At 70.7% G+C, this 15,415-nt stretch carries 10 protein-coding genes; 7 read left to right on the top strand and 3 right to left on the bottom strand.

The genetic code is table 11. The features are described 5' to 3' along the window. Positions 1-263: 263 nt before the first annotated feature. Together OHA37_RS07685 and OHA37_RS07680 are read right to left on the bottom strand one after the other, a co-directional pair. The gene (locus OHA37_RS07685) at positions 264-1,043 is read right to left on the bottom strand and encodes a hypothetical protein (RefSeq protein WP_266903590.1); all 780 of its coding nucleotides are present in this window, start codon (positions 1,041-1,043) and stop codon (positions 264-266) included. Positions 1,044-1,232: 189 nt separating this feature from the next. Further along, positions 1,233-2,912, bottom strand: coding sequence for a PucR family transcriptional regulator (locus tag OHA37_RS07680; protein WP_266903589.1), 1,680 nt, complete (start codon positions 2,910-2,912; stop codon positions 1,233-1,235). A 254-nt stretch (positions 2,913-3,166) separates the two neighbouring features. Here OHA37_RS07680 and OHA37_RS07675 point away from each other — a divergent pair, with 254 nt between their 5' ends. The 7 genes from OHA37_RS07675 to OHA37_RS07645 all read left to right on the top strand — a co-directional run bounded on the left by OHA37_RS07675 (position 3,167) and on the right by OHA37_RS07645 (position 12,992). Further along, positions 3,167-4,063, top strand: coding sequence for an FAD binding domain-containing protein (locus OHA37_RS07675; RefSeq protein WP_250744166.1), 897 nt, complete (start codon positions 3,167-3,169; stop codon positions 4,061-4,063). A 2-nt stretch (positions 4,064-4,065) separates the two neighbouring features. Continuing rightward, positions 4,066-4,674, top strand: coding sequence for a (2Fe-2S)-binding protein (locus tag OHA37_RS07670; protein ID WP_243338761.1), 609 nt, complete (start codon positions 4,066-4,068; stop codon positions 4,672-4,674). Between the two features lie 2 nt (positions 4,675-4,676). After that, a complete protein-coding gene (locus tag OHA37_RS07665) occupies positions 4,677-7,082 on the top strand; it encodes a xanthine dehydrogenase family protein molybdopterin-binding subunit (protein WP_266903588.1) in 2,406 nt (801 codons plus the stop codon). 368 nt (positions 7,083-7,450) lie between these two features. Next, a complete protein-coding gene (locus OHA37_RS07660; RefSeq protein WP_266903587.1) occupies positions 7,451-8,914 on the top strand; it encodes an NCS2 family permease in 1,464 nt (487 codons plus the stop codon). A gap of 97 nt (positions 8,915-9,011) precedes the next feature. Then, the gene (locus OHA37_RS07655) at positions 9,012-10,175 is read left to right on the top strand and encodes an XdhC family protein (RefSeq protein WP_266903586.1); all 1,164 of its coding nucleotides are present in this window, start codon (positions 9,012-9,014) and stop codon (positions 10,173-10,175) included. Positions 10,176-10,296: 121 nt separating this feature from the next. Further along, on the top strand, positions 10,297-11,619 hold the full coding sequence (locus OHA37_RS07650) for a YncE family protein (protein ID WP_266903585.1): 1,323 nt from the start codon (positions 10,297-10,299) through the stop codon (positions 11,617-11,619). 128 nt (positions 11,620-11,747) lie between these two features. Further along, the gene (locus OHA37_RS07645) at positions 11,748-12,992 is read left to right on the top strand and encodes a GNAT family N-acetyltransferase (RefSeq protein WP_266903584.1); all 1,245 of its coding nucleotides are present in this window, start codon (positions 11,748-11,750) and stop codon (positions 12,990-12,992) included. 42 nt (positions 12,993-13,034) lie between these two features. On the opposite strand, the gene OHA37_RS07640 is transcribed toward OHA37_RS07645, so the two are convergent. Then, positions 13,035-15,254 (bottom strand): terpene synthase family protein, encoded by a 2,220-nt coding sequence (locus tag OHA37_RS07640; RefSeq protein WP_266903583.1) that lies wholly within the window; start codon positions 15,252-15,254, stop codon positions 13,035-13,037. Between the last annotated feature and the right edge of the window lie 161 nt (positions 15,255-15,415).

The raw sequence follows: 15,415 nt of genomic DNA, 5'->3' as shown, positions 1-15,415 counted from the left end.
TGGGGCGGAGCCCCAGGGGTCCGGGCGTAGCCCGGGGCCCCTTCCCGGGCGCAGCCCGGGGCATCCTCAGCCTCGCCGGCGTTTGAGGCGCGGGTCCGGGCGGAGCCCGGGGAACGGTGGAAGGGCGGGTCGGGGACTTCGCCCCGCAGGGCATCCCCACCCGCCCACCGGGCCCCCCACGCCGGGACGGGGGTGGCGAGCACCCCGCCGGGCCACCGCCGGGACGGTGCCCGGCGCGGAGTCGGGGAGGCCCGCCTGGCGCGTCAAGAAGGGGTTGGGGTGGGGTGGAGTTGGTCTGCCAGCCAGGTGGGGATTCCGCCCAGGAGGTGGAAGAGGCGGCGGGCCTCCGCGCGGAGGCGGGCCGCCTCCGGTTCCGGTTCGGCTTCGGCCAGGGCCGCCAGCGCCGGGGCGGTGCCGACCAGGAAGCCCAGGTCCTCCCGGATGCGGAGGGACTCCGCGAAGCCCTTGCGGGCCTCGGCGACCTCCCCGTCCCGCAGGGCCAGCGCCGCCAGGTGCCGCCAGGTGAAGGAGAGCAGCAGGGTGTCCCCGTGGGCCAGGGCGCCCGCGTGGGCCCGCCTGTAGGCGGGCAGGGCGGAGGAGGGTGCGTCCGCCAGGTGCTCCGCGACCAGGCCGCGCCGGAAGTCCAGCAGTGGCCGGGTGCGCGACCCGGGGGACAGCAGGGCCGCCGCGCGGCCGAGCGCGGAGCGGGCCTCGTCGGCCCGGTCGCGTACGCCCAGTACGGTCGCCGCGTACGCGAGGTGACCGCGTTCGCAGGCGGCCGCGCCCCGGTCGTCGTCGTCCTGGGAGACCGCTTCGGCCACCCGCAGGGCGTCCTCCGCCTCGGCCCAGCCCTGCCCCGTGAACAGGCAGCGCTCGACCAGGAGTCCGGTCCGCTGTACGGCGGCTCCGGCATCGGACAGGTGCGGCGTCAGCAGGGCCGCCGCGTCGGTCCAACAGCCGCGCGAGCGCAGCCGCCATATCGCCCGCTGGAGGGGGTCGTCTCCCCCGATAGTTCCGGCACTGGACATGGCGGTATCCGCCACATTGCCCTCCCCAAAGCAACCAAGCAGCACGTCGTTGAGCCCTGGGGCGAAATGAGAGCACGGATCGGCAGGTTCGGCCAAGGGGTCGGGTGAACTCTTTCACAAAGTCCGGACGGATCATCAGTCGCCCCCGGCCGCCCCCCACTCGGCCGCCGACCGGCCCCCCGGCCGGTCAGGCGGTGGATCTTCTCAGCTCATCCGCAGTGCGAGGAAGAAGTCGAGCTTGTCCTCCAGCCGGGAAAGATCCCGTGCCGTCAACTGCTCGATTCGCCCGACCCGGTACCTCAGCGTGTTGACGTGGAGGTGCAGCCGCGTCGCGCAGCGGGTCCACGAGCCGTCGCAGTCCAGGAAGGCTTCGAGCGTGGGGATGAGCTCCGCCCGGTGGCGGCGGTCGTAGTCCCGCAGCGGGTCCAGCAGCCGGGCGGTGAAGGCGCGGCGGACGTCGTCCGGGACGAACGGGAGCAGCAGGACGTGCGAGGCGAGCTCGTGGTGCCCGGCGGCGCAGACCCGGCCCGGGCGGGCCGCGGCGACCCGGCGGGCGTGCCGGGCCTCTTCCAGGGCCCCGCGGAGCCCTTCGGCGGAGGACACGGCCGCGCTGACGCCCAGGGTGAGCCGGCCGTCGTCGGCGAGTCCGGCCGCCAGGGGGTCCCGTACGGCCGCGAGCAGCGTTTCCGCGTGCAGGGCGGTGTCGGGGCCCTTCTCCTCGCCGGGCTCCCCGGCGGGCGCGGGCAGCGGTACGAGGGCGATCGCCTCGTCCCCGGCGTGCGCGACGGCGATCCGGTCCGAGGGTTCGGGCCCGGAGACCGACGGGTCGACGAGGATCTCCTCCAGCAGCGACTGGGCGACGGGGCCGCCCGCGATGTCACCGCCGTCCCAGTCCACCCGGGCCACGACGACCTGCCAGTGCGGGGCGGTGCCCAGGCCGGGCAGGAGGACGGGCGCGGCCACCCGCAGGCGGGCGGCGATCTCGGCGGGCGGGGCGCCCGTCTGGACCAGCTCCAGGACCTCCTGGGCGAGGCGGCGGCGCACCGTACGGGCCGCGTCGCGGCGGTCCCGCTCGACGGCGATGAGCTGGGTGACGCCCTGGAGCAGGTCGAGGCGCTCGGCCGGCCAGTCGCCGGCGTCGGCCTCGACGGCCAGCAGCCAGTCGGAGAGCACGCTCTCGCGGACGTCCCGGGCCGCCGGACCTGCGGGGCCGCGCCCGTGTCCCCTGATCGGGAAGAGGGAGTAGGTAATACCCTGGAGGGAGATCCGGTGCGGGCCTCTGCGGCCCGTCCGGACCGCCGCGAGGTGCTCGCTCGCCAGTGCCGCGCAGATGCCCGGCGCCAGCGGCTCGCCCGCCCCGGCGATCTGCCGGCCCGTGGGCGAGAGCACCCAGGCCCGGAGATCGAGGTCCGTGGTGAGCAGATCGAGCACCACATCGGGTCCGCCACCGGCGGGACCGGAGGTCATGAGCCGCCGATGGCGGTCCACGACCGCCGCGAGGTCCCCGGCACGCTCTCCCGACACCTGCCGCACCACGTACTCGGTGATGGTGGCGAATGCAACGTCTTCGTTTACAGCGAACAACGGAAGACGGTTGCGCAGACACGCCGTGACCAGGTCGTCGGGAATGTCACCCAGTTCCGCCTCGCCGGCCGCGAGCCCGGCCACTCCGGCGCTCGCGAGGATTCGTACGAACGGCTCGGAGTCGGCCGAATTTCGTCTCCAGGCCAGGCCAGTGAGGACTAGCTCCCCTCCGGATAGGTATCGGCTGGGATCCCTCAGGTCGGTCGTCATGACCCCGCGGACCGTCCGGTCGAGTTCTTCCTCGCCGCCCAGCAGCCGCAGCCCCAGCGCCTCGGTTTCCAGCAGTGCGCGCAGCCGCATGATGTCGCCGCCGATCTGTCTCGAATGTTGCCGTTGGAAATCGGGCAGGTCGTCGCATCCTGCCTTTCATACGAATCTACAAGACGAGGGAGGTCCCCAGCCAACTCCTTCATGGTTTCGGTGACTGCACCCGAGGGACGGATGGCCGCTGTACTGAGTCCACACCGCGTTAACAGCACGTGAACGACCAGTCGAGGGCCCAAGGGCCTCCTGGCTTGAAGTGAACGACCCGATTAAGAAGAAGAGAGCCGCACATGGACTTCCTTCGCCCCGCCAGCTGGGAGGAGGCGCTCGCCGCTAAGGCCGAGTTCCCCACAGCTGTGCCGATTGCGGGTGGCACCGATGTGATGGTCGAGATCAACTTCGACCACCGTCGGCCGGAGTACCTCCTGGACCTGAACCGCATCGGTCTCCTGCGGGAGTGGGAGGTCGGGGAGGACGTGGTCCGGCTCGGCGCTTCCGTCCCGTACACGCAGATCATGGAGAACCTCCGCACGGAGCTTCCGGGACTCGCGCTCGCCTCGCACACGGTCGCGTCCCCGCAGATCCGTAACCGCGGCGGTGTCGGCGGCAACCTCGGTTGCGCCTCGCCGGCCGGCGACTCCCACCCCGCGCTGCTCGCGGCGGGAGCCGAGGTCGAGGTGGAGTCCGTACGCGGATCCCGCCTGATCCCGATCGACGAGTTCTACACCGGCGTCAAGCGCAACGCGCTGGCCGCCGACGAGCTCATCAAGACCGTCCACGTCAAGAAGGCGGACGGCCCCCAGCAGTACTCCAAGGTCGGCTCCCGCAACGCGATGGTCATCGCCGTCTGCGCGTTCGGCCTGGCGCTGCACCCCGAGACCCGCACGGTCCGCACCGGCATCGGTTCGGCCGCGCCGACCCCGATCCGGGCGAAGGCCGCCGAGGAGTTCCTCAACGCCGCGCTCGAAGAGGGCGGCTTCTGGGAGTCCGGCAAGGTCATCACCCCGTCGATCGCCAAGCAGTTCGGTGACCTCGCCTCCGGCGCGGCCAACCCGATCGACGACGTCCGCGGCACGGCGAAGTACCGCCGCCACGCGGTCGGCATCATGGCTCGCCGCCAGCTCGTCTGGACGTGGGAGCAGTACCGCGGTTCGAACAACGGCCGCTCGCTTGAAGGGGCTGCGTAATCATGCGCGTCAATTTCACTGTCAACGGCCGTCAGCAGGAAGCCGACGACGTCTGGGAGGGCGAGTCCCTTCTCTACGTCCTGCGCGAGCGCCTGGGCCTGCCCGGTTCGAAGAACGCCTGTGAGCAGGGCGAGTGCGGTTCCTGCACCGTCCGTCTCGACGGCGTGCCGGTCTGTTCCTGTCTGGTCGCGGCCGGTCAGGTCGAGGGCCGCGACGTCGTGACCGTCGAGGGCCTGGCGGAGTTCGCCAAGCAGCGCGACGAGCACGGCCACGGCGGTGCCTGCGGCACCGGCGGCGGCTGCGGCAGCAAGGGCGGCGTCACCCTGGACGCGGCCAAGCAGTGGCAGGCCAAGCCGGGCGACTCCCAGACCGGTGAGGGCGTCGAGCTCTCCACCATCCAGCAGGCGTTCATCGACGCCGGCGCCGTGCAGTGCGGTTTCTGCACCCCGGGCCTCCTGGTCCAGGCAGACGCGCTGCTGGAGGAGAACCCCTCCCCGTCCGACCAGGACATCCGCGAGTCCCTGTCCGGCAACCTCTGCCGCTGCACGGGCTACGAGAAGATCCTCGACGCGGTCCGCCTCGCGGCCGCCCGTCAGTCTGAGGCGGTCTGACCATGGCCCAGAACACGCGCACGGTCCCGGCGGGTACGCCGACCAACGTCACGCAGAAGCACAACAAGGGCGGCATCGGCGAGTCCACGCTGCGCCCGGACGGCACCCTCAAGGTGACCGGTGAGTTCGCGTACTCCTCGGACATGTGGCACGAGGACATGCTGTGGGGCCAGACCCTGCGCTCCACCGTGGCTCACGCCGAGATCGTCTCGATCGACATCTCCGAGGCCCTGGCGATGCCGGGTGTCTACTCGGTCCTGACGTACGACGACCTGCCGGCCGAGATGAAGAACTACGGCCTGGAGATCCAGGACACCCCGGTTCTCGCCAACGGCCGGGTACGTCACCACGGTGAGCCGGTCGCCCTCGTGGCCGCCGACCACCCGGAGACCGCCCGCCGCGCGGCCGCCAAGATCAAGATCGACTACCGTGAGCTGCCGCTCGTCACGGACGAGGCCTCCGCCCTCGCCGAGGGCGCGCCGCTGATCCACGAGGGCCGCGACGACCACCACATCGGTCACGTCCCGCACCCGAACATCGTGCACCGCCAGCCGATCATCCGCGGCAACGTGGAAGAGGCCCGCAAGCGCGCCGACGTCATCGTCGAGGGCGAGTACACCTTCGGCATGCAGGACCAGGCCTTCCTCGGCCCGGAGTCCGGCCTGGCCGTGCCGTCCGAGGACGGCGGTGTCGAGCTGTACGTCGCCACCCAGTGGCTGCACTCGGACCTCCAGCAGATCGCCCCGGTCCTGGGCCTGCCGCCGGAGAAGGTCCGCATGACGCTCTCGGGCGTCGGCGGCGCGTTCGGTGGCCGCGAAGACATCTCGATGCAGATCCACGCCTGCCTCCTGGCCCTGGCCACGAACAAGCCGGTCAAGATCGTCTACAACCGCTTCGAGTCCTTCTTCGGCCACGTGCACCGTCACCCGGCGAAGCTGTACTACGAGCACGGCGCCACCAAGGACGGCAAGCTCACGCACATGAAGTGCAAGATCGTCCTGGACGGCGGCGCGTACGCGTCCGCTTCCCCGGCGGTCGTGGGCAACGCCTCCTCCCTCTCGGTCGGTCCGTACGTCCTGGAGGACGTGGACATCGAGGCGATCGCGCTCTACACGAACAACCCGCCCTGTGGCGCGATGCGCGGCTTCGGCGCCGTCCAGGCCTGCTTCGCCTACGAGGCCCAGATGGACAAGCTCGCGGCGAAGCTGGGCATGGACCCGGTCGAGTTCCGCCAGCTCAACGCCATGGAGCAGGGCACGATCATGCCCACCGGCCAGGTCGTGGACGCTCCGGCGCCCGTCGCCGAGCTGCTGCGCCGGGTCAAGGCCCGTCCGCTGCCGCCGGAGCGCCAGTGGGAGTCCGCCGGCGAGAGCGCGGACGTCCGCGCGCTGCCCGGTGGTCTGTCGAACACCACCCACGGTGAAGGCGTCGTCCGCGGCGTCGGCTACGCGGTCGGCATCAAGAACGTCGGCTTCTCCGAGGGCTTCGACGACTACTCCACCGCCCGCGTGACCCTCGAGGCCATCAACGGCGAAGCGGTCGCGATGGTCCACACGGCCATGGCGGAGGTCGGCCAGGGCGGCATCACCGTCCACGCGCAGATCGCCCGTACCGAGCTGGGTGTCACGCAGGTGACCATCCACCCGGCCGACACGCAGGTCGGCTCCGCCGGTTCCACGTCCGCCTCGCGGCAGACGTACATGACCGGTGGCGCCGTGAAGAACACCTGTGAGGCCGTCCGCGAGGCGGTCCTGGAGATCGGCCGGCGCAAGAACGGCTCGTACCACCCCGCGTGGGCGACCGCCGAGCTGCTCCTCGAAGGCGGAAAGGTCGTCACGGACGGCGGAGAGGTCCTCGCGGACCTGGCCGACATCCTGGAGGGCGAGGACGCGATCGACATCGAGCTCGAGTTCCGCCACGCCGCGACCGAGCCCTTCGACCTGGTCACCGGCCAGGGCAACGGCCACGTCCAGTACACCTTCGCCGCGCACCGCGCGGTCGTCGAGGTGGACACCGAGCTCGGCCTCGTCAAGGTCGTCGAGCTGGCGACCGCCCAGGACGTCGGCAAGGCGCTGAACATGCTCTCCGTGGTCGGCCAGATCCAGGGTGGTACCACCCAGGGCCTGGGCGTCGCGATCATGGAAGAGATCATCGTGGACCCGAAGACCGCGAAGGTGCGCAACCCCTCCTTCACGGACTACCTGATCCCGACCATCCTCGACACCCCGACCATCCCGGTCGACGTCCTGGAGCTCGCCGACCCGAAGGCCCCGTACGGCCTGCGCGGTATGGGCGAGGCCCCGACCCTCTCGTCCACCCCGGCCGTCATCGCGGCGATCCGGGCGGCGACCGGTCTGGAGATCAACAAGACGCCGATCCGTCCGGAACTGCTCACCGGCACTCTCTAGGACGGCTGGTCCGGGGGCCGCGAGGCCCCGGACCCCCCAGATTTCCGGGCGGTGTGACACGGGAACGTCACACTTCCAGCCGCACCGCCCGGAGCACGAAGTCCGGAGTCATCAGCACCGCACCGCTCGCGGTCAAGTTTTCCCCGGAAGTACCCCCACGTAGTACCCCCCGGTGCACCGCCTACCCCAGGTGACACCAGGAGTACCAGCCGTACCGCAGAACCCTCGCAGTACCCGCAGTACACGCAGTGCACAATTTGCGTCGCCTCGGGCCGTCACCCCGGGTCGTGCAGCCAAACGCGTTTTCCCAAATCCCGTGTCTCCAATCTTTATGCGGGTGCCCCTTTGAACCTTGGGAGTTAGGCACCATGACCCAGTCTTCTGTGGAGCCCAAGACCAGTGCGGAGGAAGCCGGAAACGGCCCTTCGACCCCCGCTGGACAGTCTTGGCTCGACCGTTACTTTCACATCAGCAAGCGCGGATCCAAGGTCGGCAACGAAGTTCGTGGCGGTATCACGACCTTCATGGCCATGGCCTACATCCTCCTGCTGAACCCCCTGCTCCTCTCGGGCGCGGACGTCGACGGCAACAAGATGGCCGCCTCGGCGATCATCACCGCCACCGCCTTCGCCGCAGCCGTCACGACGCTCCTCATGGGCTTCGTCGGCAAGGTCCCGCTCGCGCTCGCGGCCGGCCTCTCCGTGTCCGGCGTGCTGGCATCGCAGGTGGCCCCCCAGATGACCTGGCCGCAGGCCATGGGCATGTGCGTGGTCTACGGCGTCGTGATCTGTCTCCTGGTCGTCACCGGCCTCCGAGAGATGATCATGAACGCGATACCCCTCGCGCTCAAGCACGCCATCACCATGGGCATCGGCCTCTTCGTCGCCCTGATCGGCTTCGTGAAGGCGGGCTTCGTCGGCAACGGCGGGGAGTTCATGCCCCCCGTCCAGCTCGGCGCGACCGGTGAGCTCTCCGGCTGGCCCGTCCTGCTCTTCGCCGTCACCCTGATCGCCATCTTCATGCTCCAGGCCCGCAAGGTGCCCGGCGCGATCCTGATCGGCATCGTCGGTGGCACCGTCCTCGCCGCGATCCTCAACGCCATCGTGGACATCGACCCGAAGGCCTGGAAGAACGGCCCGCCGGAGCTCAACGGCTCCGCGGTCTCGGCGCCGGACTTCTCGCTCTTCGGTGACGTCTCCTTCGGCGGCTGGGGCGACGTCGGCTACATGACGGTCGGCATGATCGTCTTCACCCTGGTTCTTGCCGGCTTCTTCGACGCGATGGCCACCATCATCGGCGTCGGCACCGAGGCCAAGCTGGCCGACGAGCAGGGCCGCATGCCGGGCCTGTCCAAGGCGCTGTTCATCGACGGTGCCGGTGGCGCCATCGGTGGCATCTCCGGTGGCTCCGGCCAGACCGTGTTCGTCGAGTCCGCGACCGGCGTCGGTGAGGGTGCCCGCACAGGCCTCGCCTCCGTCGTCACCGGCCTCTTCTTCGCCGCCTGCCTCTTCTTCACCCCGATCACGCAGATCGTCCCGGGTGAGGTCGCCTCCGCGGCCCTGGTCGTCATCGGCGCGATGATGATGCAGAACGCCCGCCACGTGGACTGGGCCGACAGCTCGACCTCGATCCCGGTCTTCCTGACCGTCGTGGTCATGCCCTTCACGTACTCGATCACCGCCGGTGTCGCCGCGGGTGTCATCTCCTACGTCGCCATCAAGGTCGCGCAGGGCAAGGCCCGTGAGATCGGTGGCTTCATGTGGGCGCTGACCGGAATCTTCCTGGTCTTCTTCGCGCTCCACCCGATCGAGAGCTGGCTCGGCGTCGGCTGAGCCGACCTGACCAGGTCCGATCGACCTGATCCGTAGCGCACGACCGCACCCTCCACGTATCCGATACTGGAAACTGAACCCCTCCGAGGAGGCCCCCATGCTGGATATCGCCGAAGAATTGAACCGGTGGGTCGAGCAGGGACGTGACTTCGCCGTCGCCACGGTCGTGGCGGTCGGCGGGAGCGCGCCCAGGCAGCCCGGAGCGGCCCTCGCCGTCGACACCGACGGCACGGCCATCGGTTCGGTCTCCGGCGGATGCGTGGAGGGTGCGGTGTACGAGCTGTGCCAGCAGGCGCTCGAAGACGGCGAGACCGTCCAGGAGCGCTTCGGGTACAGCGATGACGATGCCTTCGCCGTCGGTCTGACCTGCGGCGGAATCATCGACATCCTGGTCACCCCGGTCCCCGTGGGCTCTCCCGCACGGGAGGTGTTCGCGGCCTCGCTGGCCGCCGCCGCCCGCGGGGAGGCGGCGGCGGTCGCCCGGATCGCCGAAGGCCCGGCCGAGCTCATGGGCCGCGCCGTACTCGTCCGGGGCGAAGGCTCCTACGAGGGCGGGTTCGGCGGTCACCCCGAGCTGGACCGCGCCATCGCCGAAGAGGCCCGGGCCATGCTCGACGCCGGCAAGACCGGCGTGCTGGAGATCGGCGCCGACGGCCGCCTCTGCGGAGAGCCGCTCAAGGTGCTGGTCGAGTCCAGTGTCCCGCCGCCCCGGATGATCGTCTTCGGGGCCATCGACTTCGCCTCCGCCCTGGTGCGGATCGGCAAGTTCCTCGGCTACCGGGTGACGCTGTGCGACGCCCGGCCCGTGTTCGCCACGAAGAAGCGTTTCCCCGAAGCGGACGAGATCGTGGTCGACTGGCCGCACCGCTACCTGGAGGAGCAGTCCTCCGCCGGTACGGTCGACGGCCGGACGGTCCTGTGCGTCCTCACGCACGACGCCAAGTTCGATGTCCCGCTCCTCGAACTGGCCCTCAAACTTCCCGTCGCCTACGTCGGCGCCATGGGCTCCCGCCGCACCCACGAGGACCGCAACAAGCGGCTGCGCGAGGTCGGTGTGACCGAGCTGGAACTGGCCCGGCTGCGCTCCCCGATCGGCCTGGACCTCGGGGCCCGCTCCCCGGAGGAGACCGCGCTGTCCATCGCCGCCGAGATCGTCGCCAACCGGCGCGGCGGCAGCGGCGCGGCCCTGACCGGCGCGCACATCCCGATCCACCCGGACGTCGCGAACACGGTGATCAGCAGGATCGGTTCCGTCGCTTGAAGAGGTGACGGGCTGTAGCACGGTGTGGAAAGGGCGCAACCCCGTTGGGGGTTGCGCCCTTTCGTTGTTGCGCCTATCTTACCGGCCGGTAACAGCGTCTTCCCGTAACGGAGTTGACCGGATGTTCGCCAGTCGATCGAGTAACCACCGCGCCCTGCCGGCTCTGCCGGTCCTGGCGGCCGTGGCCGCGCTGGCTCTGGCCGCCCTCGCCGTGGGTCCGGCGCCCGCGGCGGGCGCCGGGTTGCCGGCGGGTTCGGGGGCGGGGGCGCCGGCGGGCGCCGGGTCCGCCGGCCCGGGCCCGCGCGAGGTCTTGTTCGTGGGCAACAACTGGGAGGGCACCGCCGACGTCCTCGCCTCCACCGGGAACCTGGCCAAGGTGGGCCGGATCAACATGGTTCCGGACAAGGAGGAGCGGCTCCGCGAGATCTACCTCAACCCGGTGAAGCTCGGCTTCTTCCTGGGCGTCCGGGCCACCGCGGGCGAGGGCCACGACCAGTTCGTGGACGATATGTACACCACCCCCGACGGCTCCGCCGTCGTCGCCTCCCGTCCCAGTTTCGCCGACGTCGTCTCCATCGACGTCCGCACCGGCCGGGTCAACTGGCGCTTCCCCGTCGCCGGTTACCGGGCCGACCACATGGCGGTCTCCCCGGACGGCACCCGCGTGGCGGTCTCGGCCTCCACCGCCAACACCGTGCACGTCCTCGACATGGCGAGCGGCCGCCAGGTCGGCTCCTTCGCCACGGGCGACAAGCCGCACGAGAACGCCTTCACCCGGGACGGCCGCCACCTGTGGAACAGCTCCATCGGTGACGTCACCTCCGCCCTCGACGCGCCCTGGCTGGACTGGACGAAGGGCGACCGCAAGATCACGGTCGCCGACGCGCAGACCCTGCGCCCGGTCCGGGTGATCGACATGCGGGCCCGCCTCGACGCCTTCGGCCGCTCCGACCTGTCCGACGCGGTGCGGCCCATGTCCTTCGCCCCGGACGAGTCGAAGCTCTACTTCCAGGTCTCGTTCTTCAACGGCTTCGTCGAGTACGACGTGGCCGCCGACCGGATCACCCGGATCAAGACCCTCCCCGAGAACCCCGCCACCAGCGCCGACCGCACGACCTGGGTCAACGACTCCCGGCACCACGGCATGTCGATGAGCCCGGACGGGGCCAAGCTGTGCGTCGCCGGGACCATGGACGACTACGTGACCGTCGTGGACCGGGCCACCCTGGAACAAGGACCGCTCGTGCCCGCCGCCAAGCCCTACTGGGCCACCGTCGACGGCGACGGCTCCGGCTGCGTGATCTCCGAGAGCGGCGCCGACCAGGTCACGGCCATCGACTTCGCGACCGGCACGAAGCGGGTGTCCGTACCCGTCGGTGACCACCCGCAGCGGGTCCGCCTCGGACACGTCCCGGCGGACTGGACGGGGCCCGCGGCGCGCTGATCCGGCACCGGGCGGGGGCCGGTCTGCCGGGAGCCCGCCCGGTCGAGGGGGCGGAACCCGCCTGGCGCGGGCCGGAAAGTGCCCTTTATGAAGTGACTGGTCCGCCATGACCGATTAGTCTCCGGATCATGGTGGAGATCCGCGAGGTGCCCGAGGCCGACATCGACCGTGCTCTGGAGCTCGCGTACCTGGTCTTCCACGACCGCCCCGAGAAGGAGGCGCGCGAGCGCCACCACGAGCTGCTCGGTCACTGCACGCGGATCGGGGCCTACGACGGAGACGCGATCGTCGGCTTCATGGCCGCGCACGCGTTCCGGCTCTCGGTGCCCGGGGCGGACCTGCCCTGCCCCGGACTCACCTTCGTCTCCGTCGCCCCCACCCACCGCCGGCGCGGCGTACTGACCGCACTGATGGCCGAGATGCTGCGGCGGACCGGGGCGGCCGGCAGCCCCGTCGCCGCCCTGTGGGCCTCCGAGGCCGCCATCTACGGGCGCTTCGGCTACGGCAGCGCCACCCAGGGCGCCACCATCGAGATCGACTCCACCCGGCCGCTGGCCCTGCGCATCGAGGCCGACCGGCGGCCGCTGCGGCTGGTCGCCACCGCGGACCCCAAGGACGCCGTCGCCGTCGTGGGCCCGTACCACGAGGCGGCCCGCGCGGTCCGGGCCGGGCGGCCCACCCGCAGCGAGCGCCGCTGGACCGAGGAGTGGCTCATCGAGCAGGACGAGGAGGACGAGGAGCTCAGCCCGCCGCGGATCATCGTCCTGGGGGAGCCGGGCGAGCCGATCGCGGGCTACGTCCTCTACCGCACGAAGCCCGAGGAGAACACCAAGGGCGTGCGGACCCCGGGTCTGGTCCGGGTCGACGAGCTGGAGGCCGACACCCCGCGGGCCGCGGCCGCCCTGTGGGAATGCCTGGCCTCCCTCGACCTCACGGGCCGGATCACCGCCTGGGGCCGGCCGGCCGACGATCCGCTGCTGCACTTCGCCGCCGACCGCGACCAGGTCCGGGTCACCGCCGTGTTCCCGGCGCTCTGGCTGCGGCTGGTCGACGTGGCGGCGGCGCTGACCGGGCGGTCGTGGGCCGCGCCCGTGGAACTCGTACTGGAGCTGACCGACGTACGACTGCCCGCGAACGCGGGGCGGTTCCTCCTGAAGGCCGGGCCCGACGGGGCGGCGTACGAGCCCGCCGCCGGCCGGGACCCGGACCTGACCCTGGACGTACGGGAGCTCGCGGCCTGCTACCTCGGCGGGACCCGGGCCGTCGAACTGGCCGCGGCCGGCCTGCTGGTGGAGCACACCCCCGGCGCGGCCGCGGCCCTGGACGCGGGGCTGCGCACCGCGCTGCTGCCGCACACGGCGGACGAGTTCTGAAGGGTCCGCGGCGGGGGAGGACGGCCCCCGCCGCGACCTGGCTCAGGGGGTGGGCAGGGAGATCCGGGCCGCCGACATGCCGAAGTCGGAGCTCAGGACGGCGGTGGAGATCCCGTCGCCCAGGCGGTGCAGGTCCTCCTCGCGGTAACGGACCGTCTTCTCGTGCCAGTTCAGGATTCCGGCCAGCCAGTCCTTCAACTCGCCCACGTACGCGTCGAGTCCGGCACGTGCTGCGGCGTCCAGCTTCCAGTCCTCGTAGAGCAGCGGCAGCTGGTGGGCGACGATGTGCTCGAACTCCTCGGTGCGCTGGGTCATCAGCGAGTGGCAGATGTGCAGCGCCTCCTCGTAGCCGATGTCGAAGAAGTTGCGGGTCACGAGCACGTAGTTGTGGACCTCGCCCTCGACCTCCACCTCCTTCTGGTACGAGAAGATGTCGTTCATCAGGCACGCGGAGTCGGCGGCCGCGTTCTCCAGGGAGCGGATGGTGCCCGAGGCGTAGATGTCGTCGGGGATGCCCCGGCCCGCCTGGCCGAGCCGGCACAGGTACATCGTGAGGTGCGAGCCGAAGGTGTGCCGCCGCATCTCCGCGTAGTCCACCGGGTCGGGGATGCGGTTCTGGATCTGGTTCTCCATCTCCCACAGCCAGCTGTGCAGCATGTTCACGAGGGTGGCCCGGAACTCGGCCCGGATCTCGGGGGTCATGTCCTTGCTGGTGCGCACCCACAGGTCGCCGAGGGACCGCTCCATCGCGGTCAGCCCGACCGGCTGCTCCGCGTGGTCCACCGGGATCATGGCGACGAGCCGGGCGGTGGTGGCCTTGGCGGCGGAGAGGTTCTTGGACTGGGCGAAGACCACCGGGTAGTAGTCGTCCCCGTACGTTCCCCAGGTCAGCCAGCAGGCGTTGAGGGTCAGGGCCTCGGGTGTTCCGTCGGGGTCGATGCCGGCGGAGCAGAGGGCGAAGTCGTAGCCGCGCAGCTTGTCCTCGTTCCAGATCGCCGAGCCGGGGTCGCCGGGCTGCGGATCGATCAGGCCCATCTCCCTGGCCCAGGCGACGGATTCCTCGCGGGCGCGGGCGTGGTGGGGGCTGAGGCCGAGCGGGAACGGCATGTAGATGTCGGGGACGATCGAGGGGCCGGTGGGCTCGAAGGGGACGTGGGTGAAGGAGCGCCGGCGCAGCTCCAGGGCGCGGGGGGCGAGGATGGAGCGGAGGTCGAGCGCGGTGGTGCCGAGGCCCGAGGGCATGAACGGCAGGGTGAGCGGCGCCGTGGCCCGGGCCTCCTTGTTCATGTAGCGGCTGGAGACCATGTGCCACTCGTGGCCGCCGGACTGCCAGTCCTGGAGCCCCTTGGCGTAGGCGAGGACGGCGGCGATCTCCGCCGGGTTCATGGCGTGGTCGGCGAAGAGCTGGGGGAGTTCGGCGAGGGCGGTCTGCTCGAACTGCTGGAGGCGGGAGGTGAGGAGGTCGTTGGAGGCCTCGGCGGCCTCCTGGGTGGTGCAGCCGAGGAAGGTCTCCAACACCAGGATGGCGTTGGAGAGTTCGCCCTCCTCGGAGACCTCGCGCTGGTAGGAGAAGATGTCGTTCCTGATGTGCACGGCGTCGGAGAAGGCGTCGCGCAGCACGCCGAGGGGCCGGGAGTGCGCGACGCGGGCCGGAACCTCCGCGGCGACGTACTCGATGAGGCCGGCCGACCAGGGCGCGCCGCCGACCTTGCGGCGCATCTCGATGTATTCGAGGGGGTTGGAGACCCGGCCGATGTTGATGTTGGCGAGTTCCCACATCGACTCGTCGAGCAGGTTCTTGGTGGACAGGGAGAACCGTTCCCGCCAGTCCATCGACATGGCGGGGACGGTACGGGCCCACAGGTCGGCGAGGCCGGCCTCGACGGGGTTGGTGGCCTCGGGGAACCCGTCGGACAGGTCCATCGGCATGAAGGCGCCGAGCCGGTCGAGGTAGGCCTTGGCGCCCGCCCGGTCCTGGGAGCGCTTGTACATCTCCAGGAAGTGGTCGTCGAAGAAGAACACCCACACGTACCAGTCGGTGACCAGGGACAGCGCCTCGCTGCCGCAGTCGGGGTGGGTGTACGAGCAGAGCAGGGCGTAGTCGTGCGAGTCGAGGTCGCTCTCCTCCCAGACGCCGGAACCTTCCAGCATCCCGAAGTCGCGGGCCCACTTCTTGGTGTGGACCCTGGCGTCCTCCAGGTGGGGGTTCAGTCGCGCCGGATAAGGCACATAGAAATCCGGCAGTTGAAACGGCTGCGTCACGGCAGGGTGGGCCTTTCATCTGACTGTCTCGTTGATTCCTCACGAGATCAGCAGGGCACTACCCGTGTTGCCGGTGGGATAAGGGGGAGTTCACTTCATCAGGTGACGTGTGTGCCGTTCTGTCACGGGTGGGGCTGGAGACCGGTAGAGAGGCTGCCGTG

Source organism: Streptomyces sp. NBC_00335 (assembly GCF_036127095.1).
Classification (GTDB): domain Bacteria; phylum Actinomycetota; class Actinomycetes; order Streptomycetales; family Streptomycetaceae; genus Streptomyces.
This window is presented reverse-complemented; position numbering and strand designations above follow the sequence as displayed.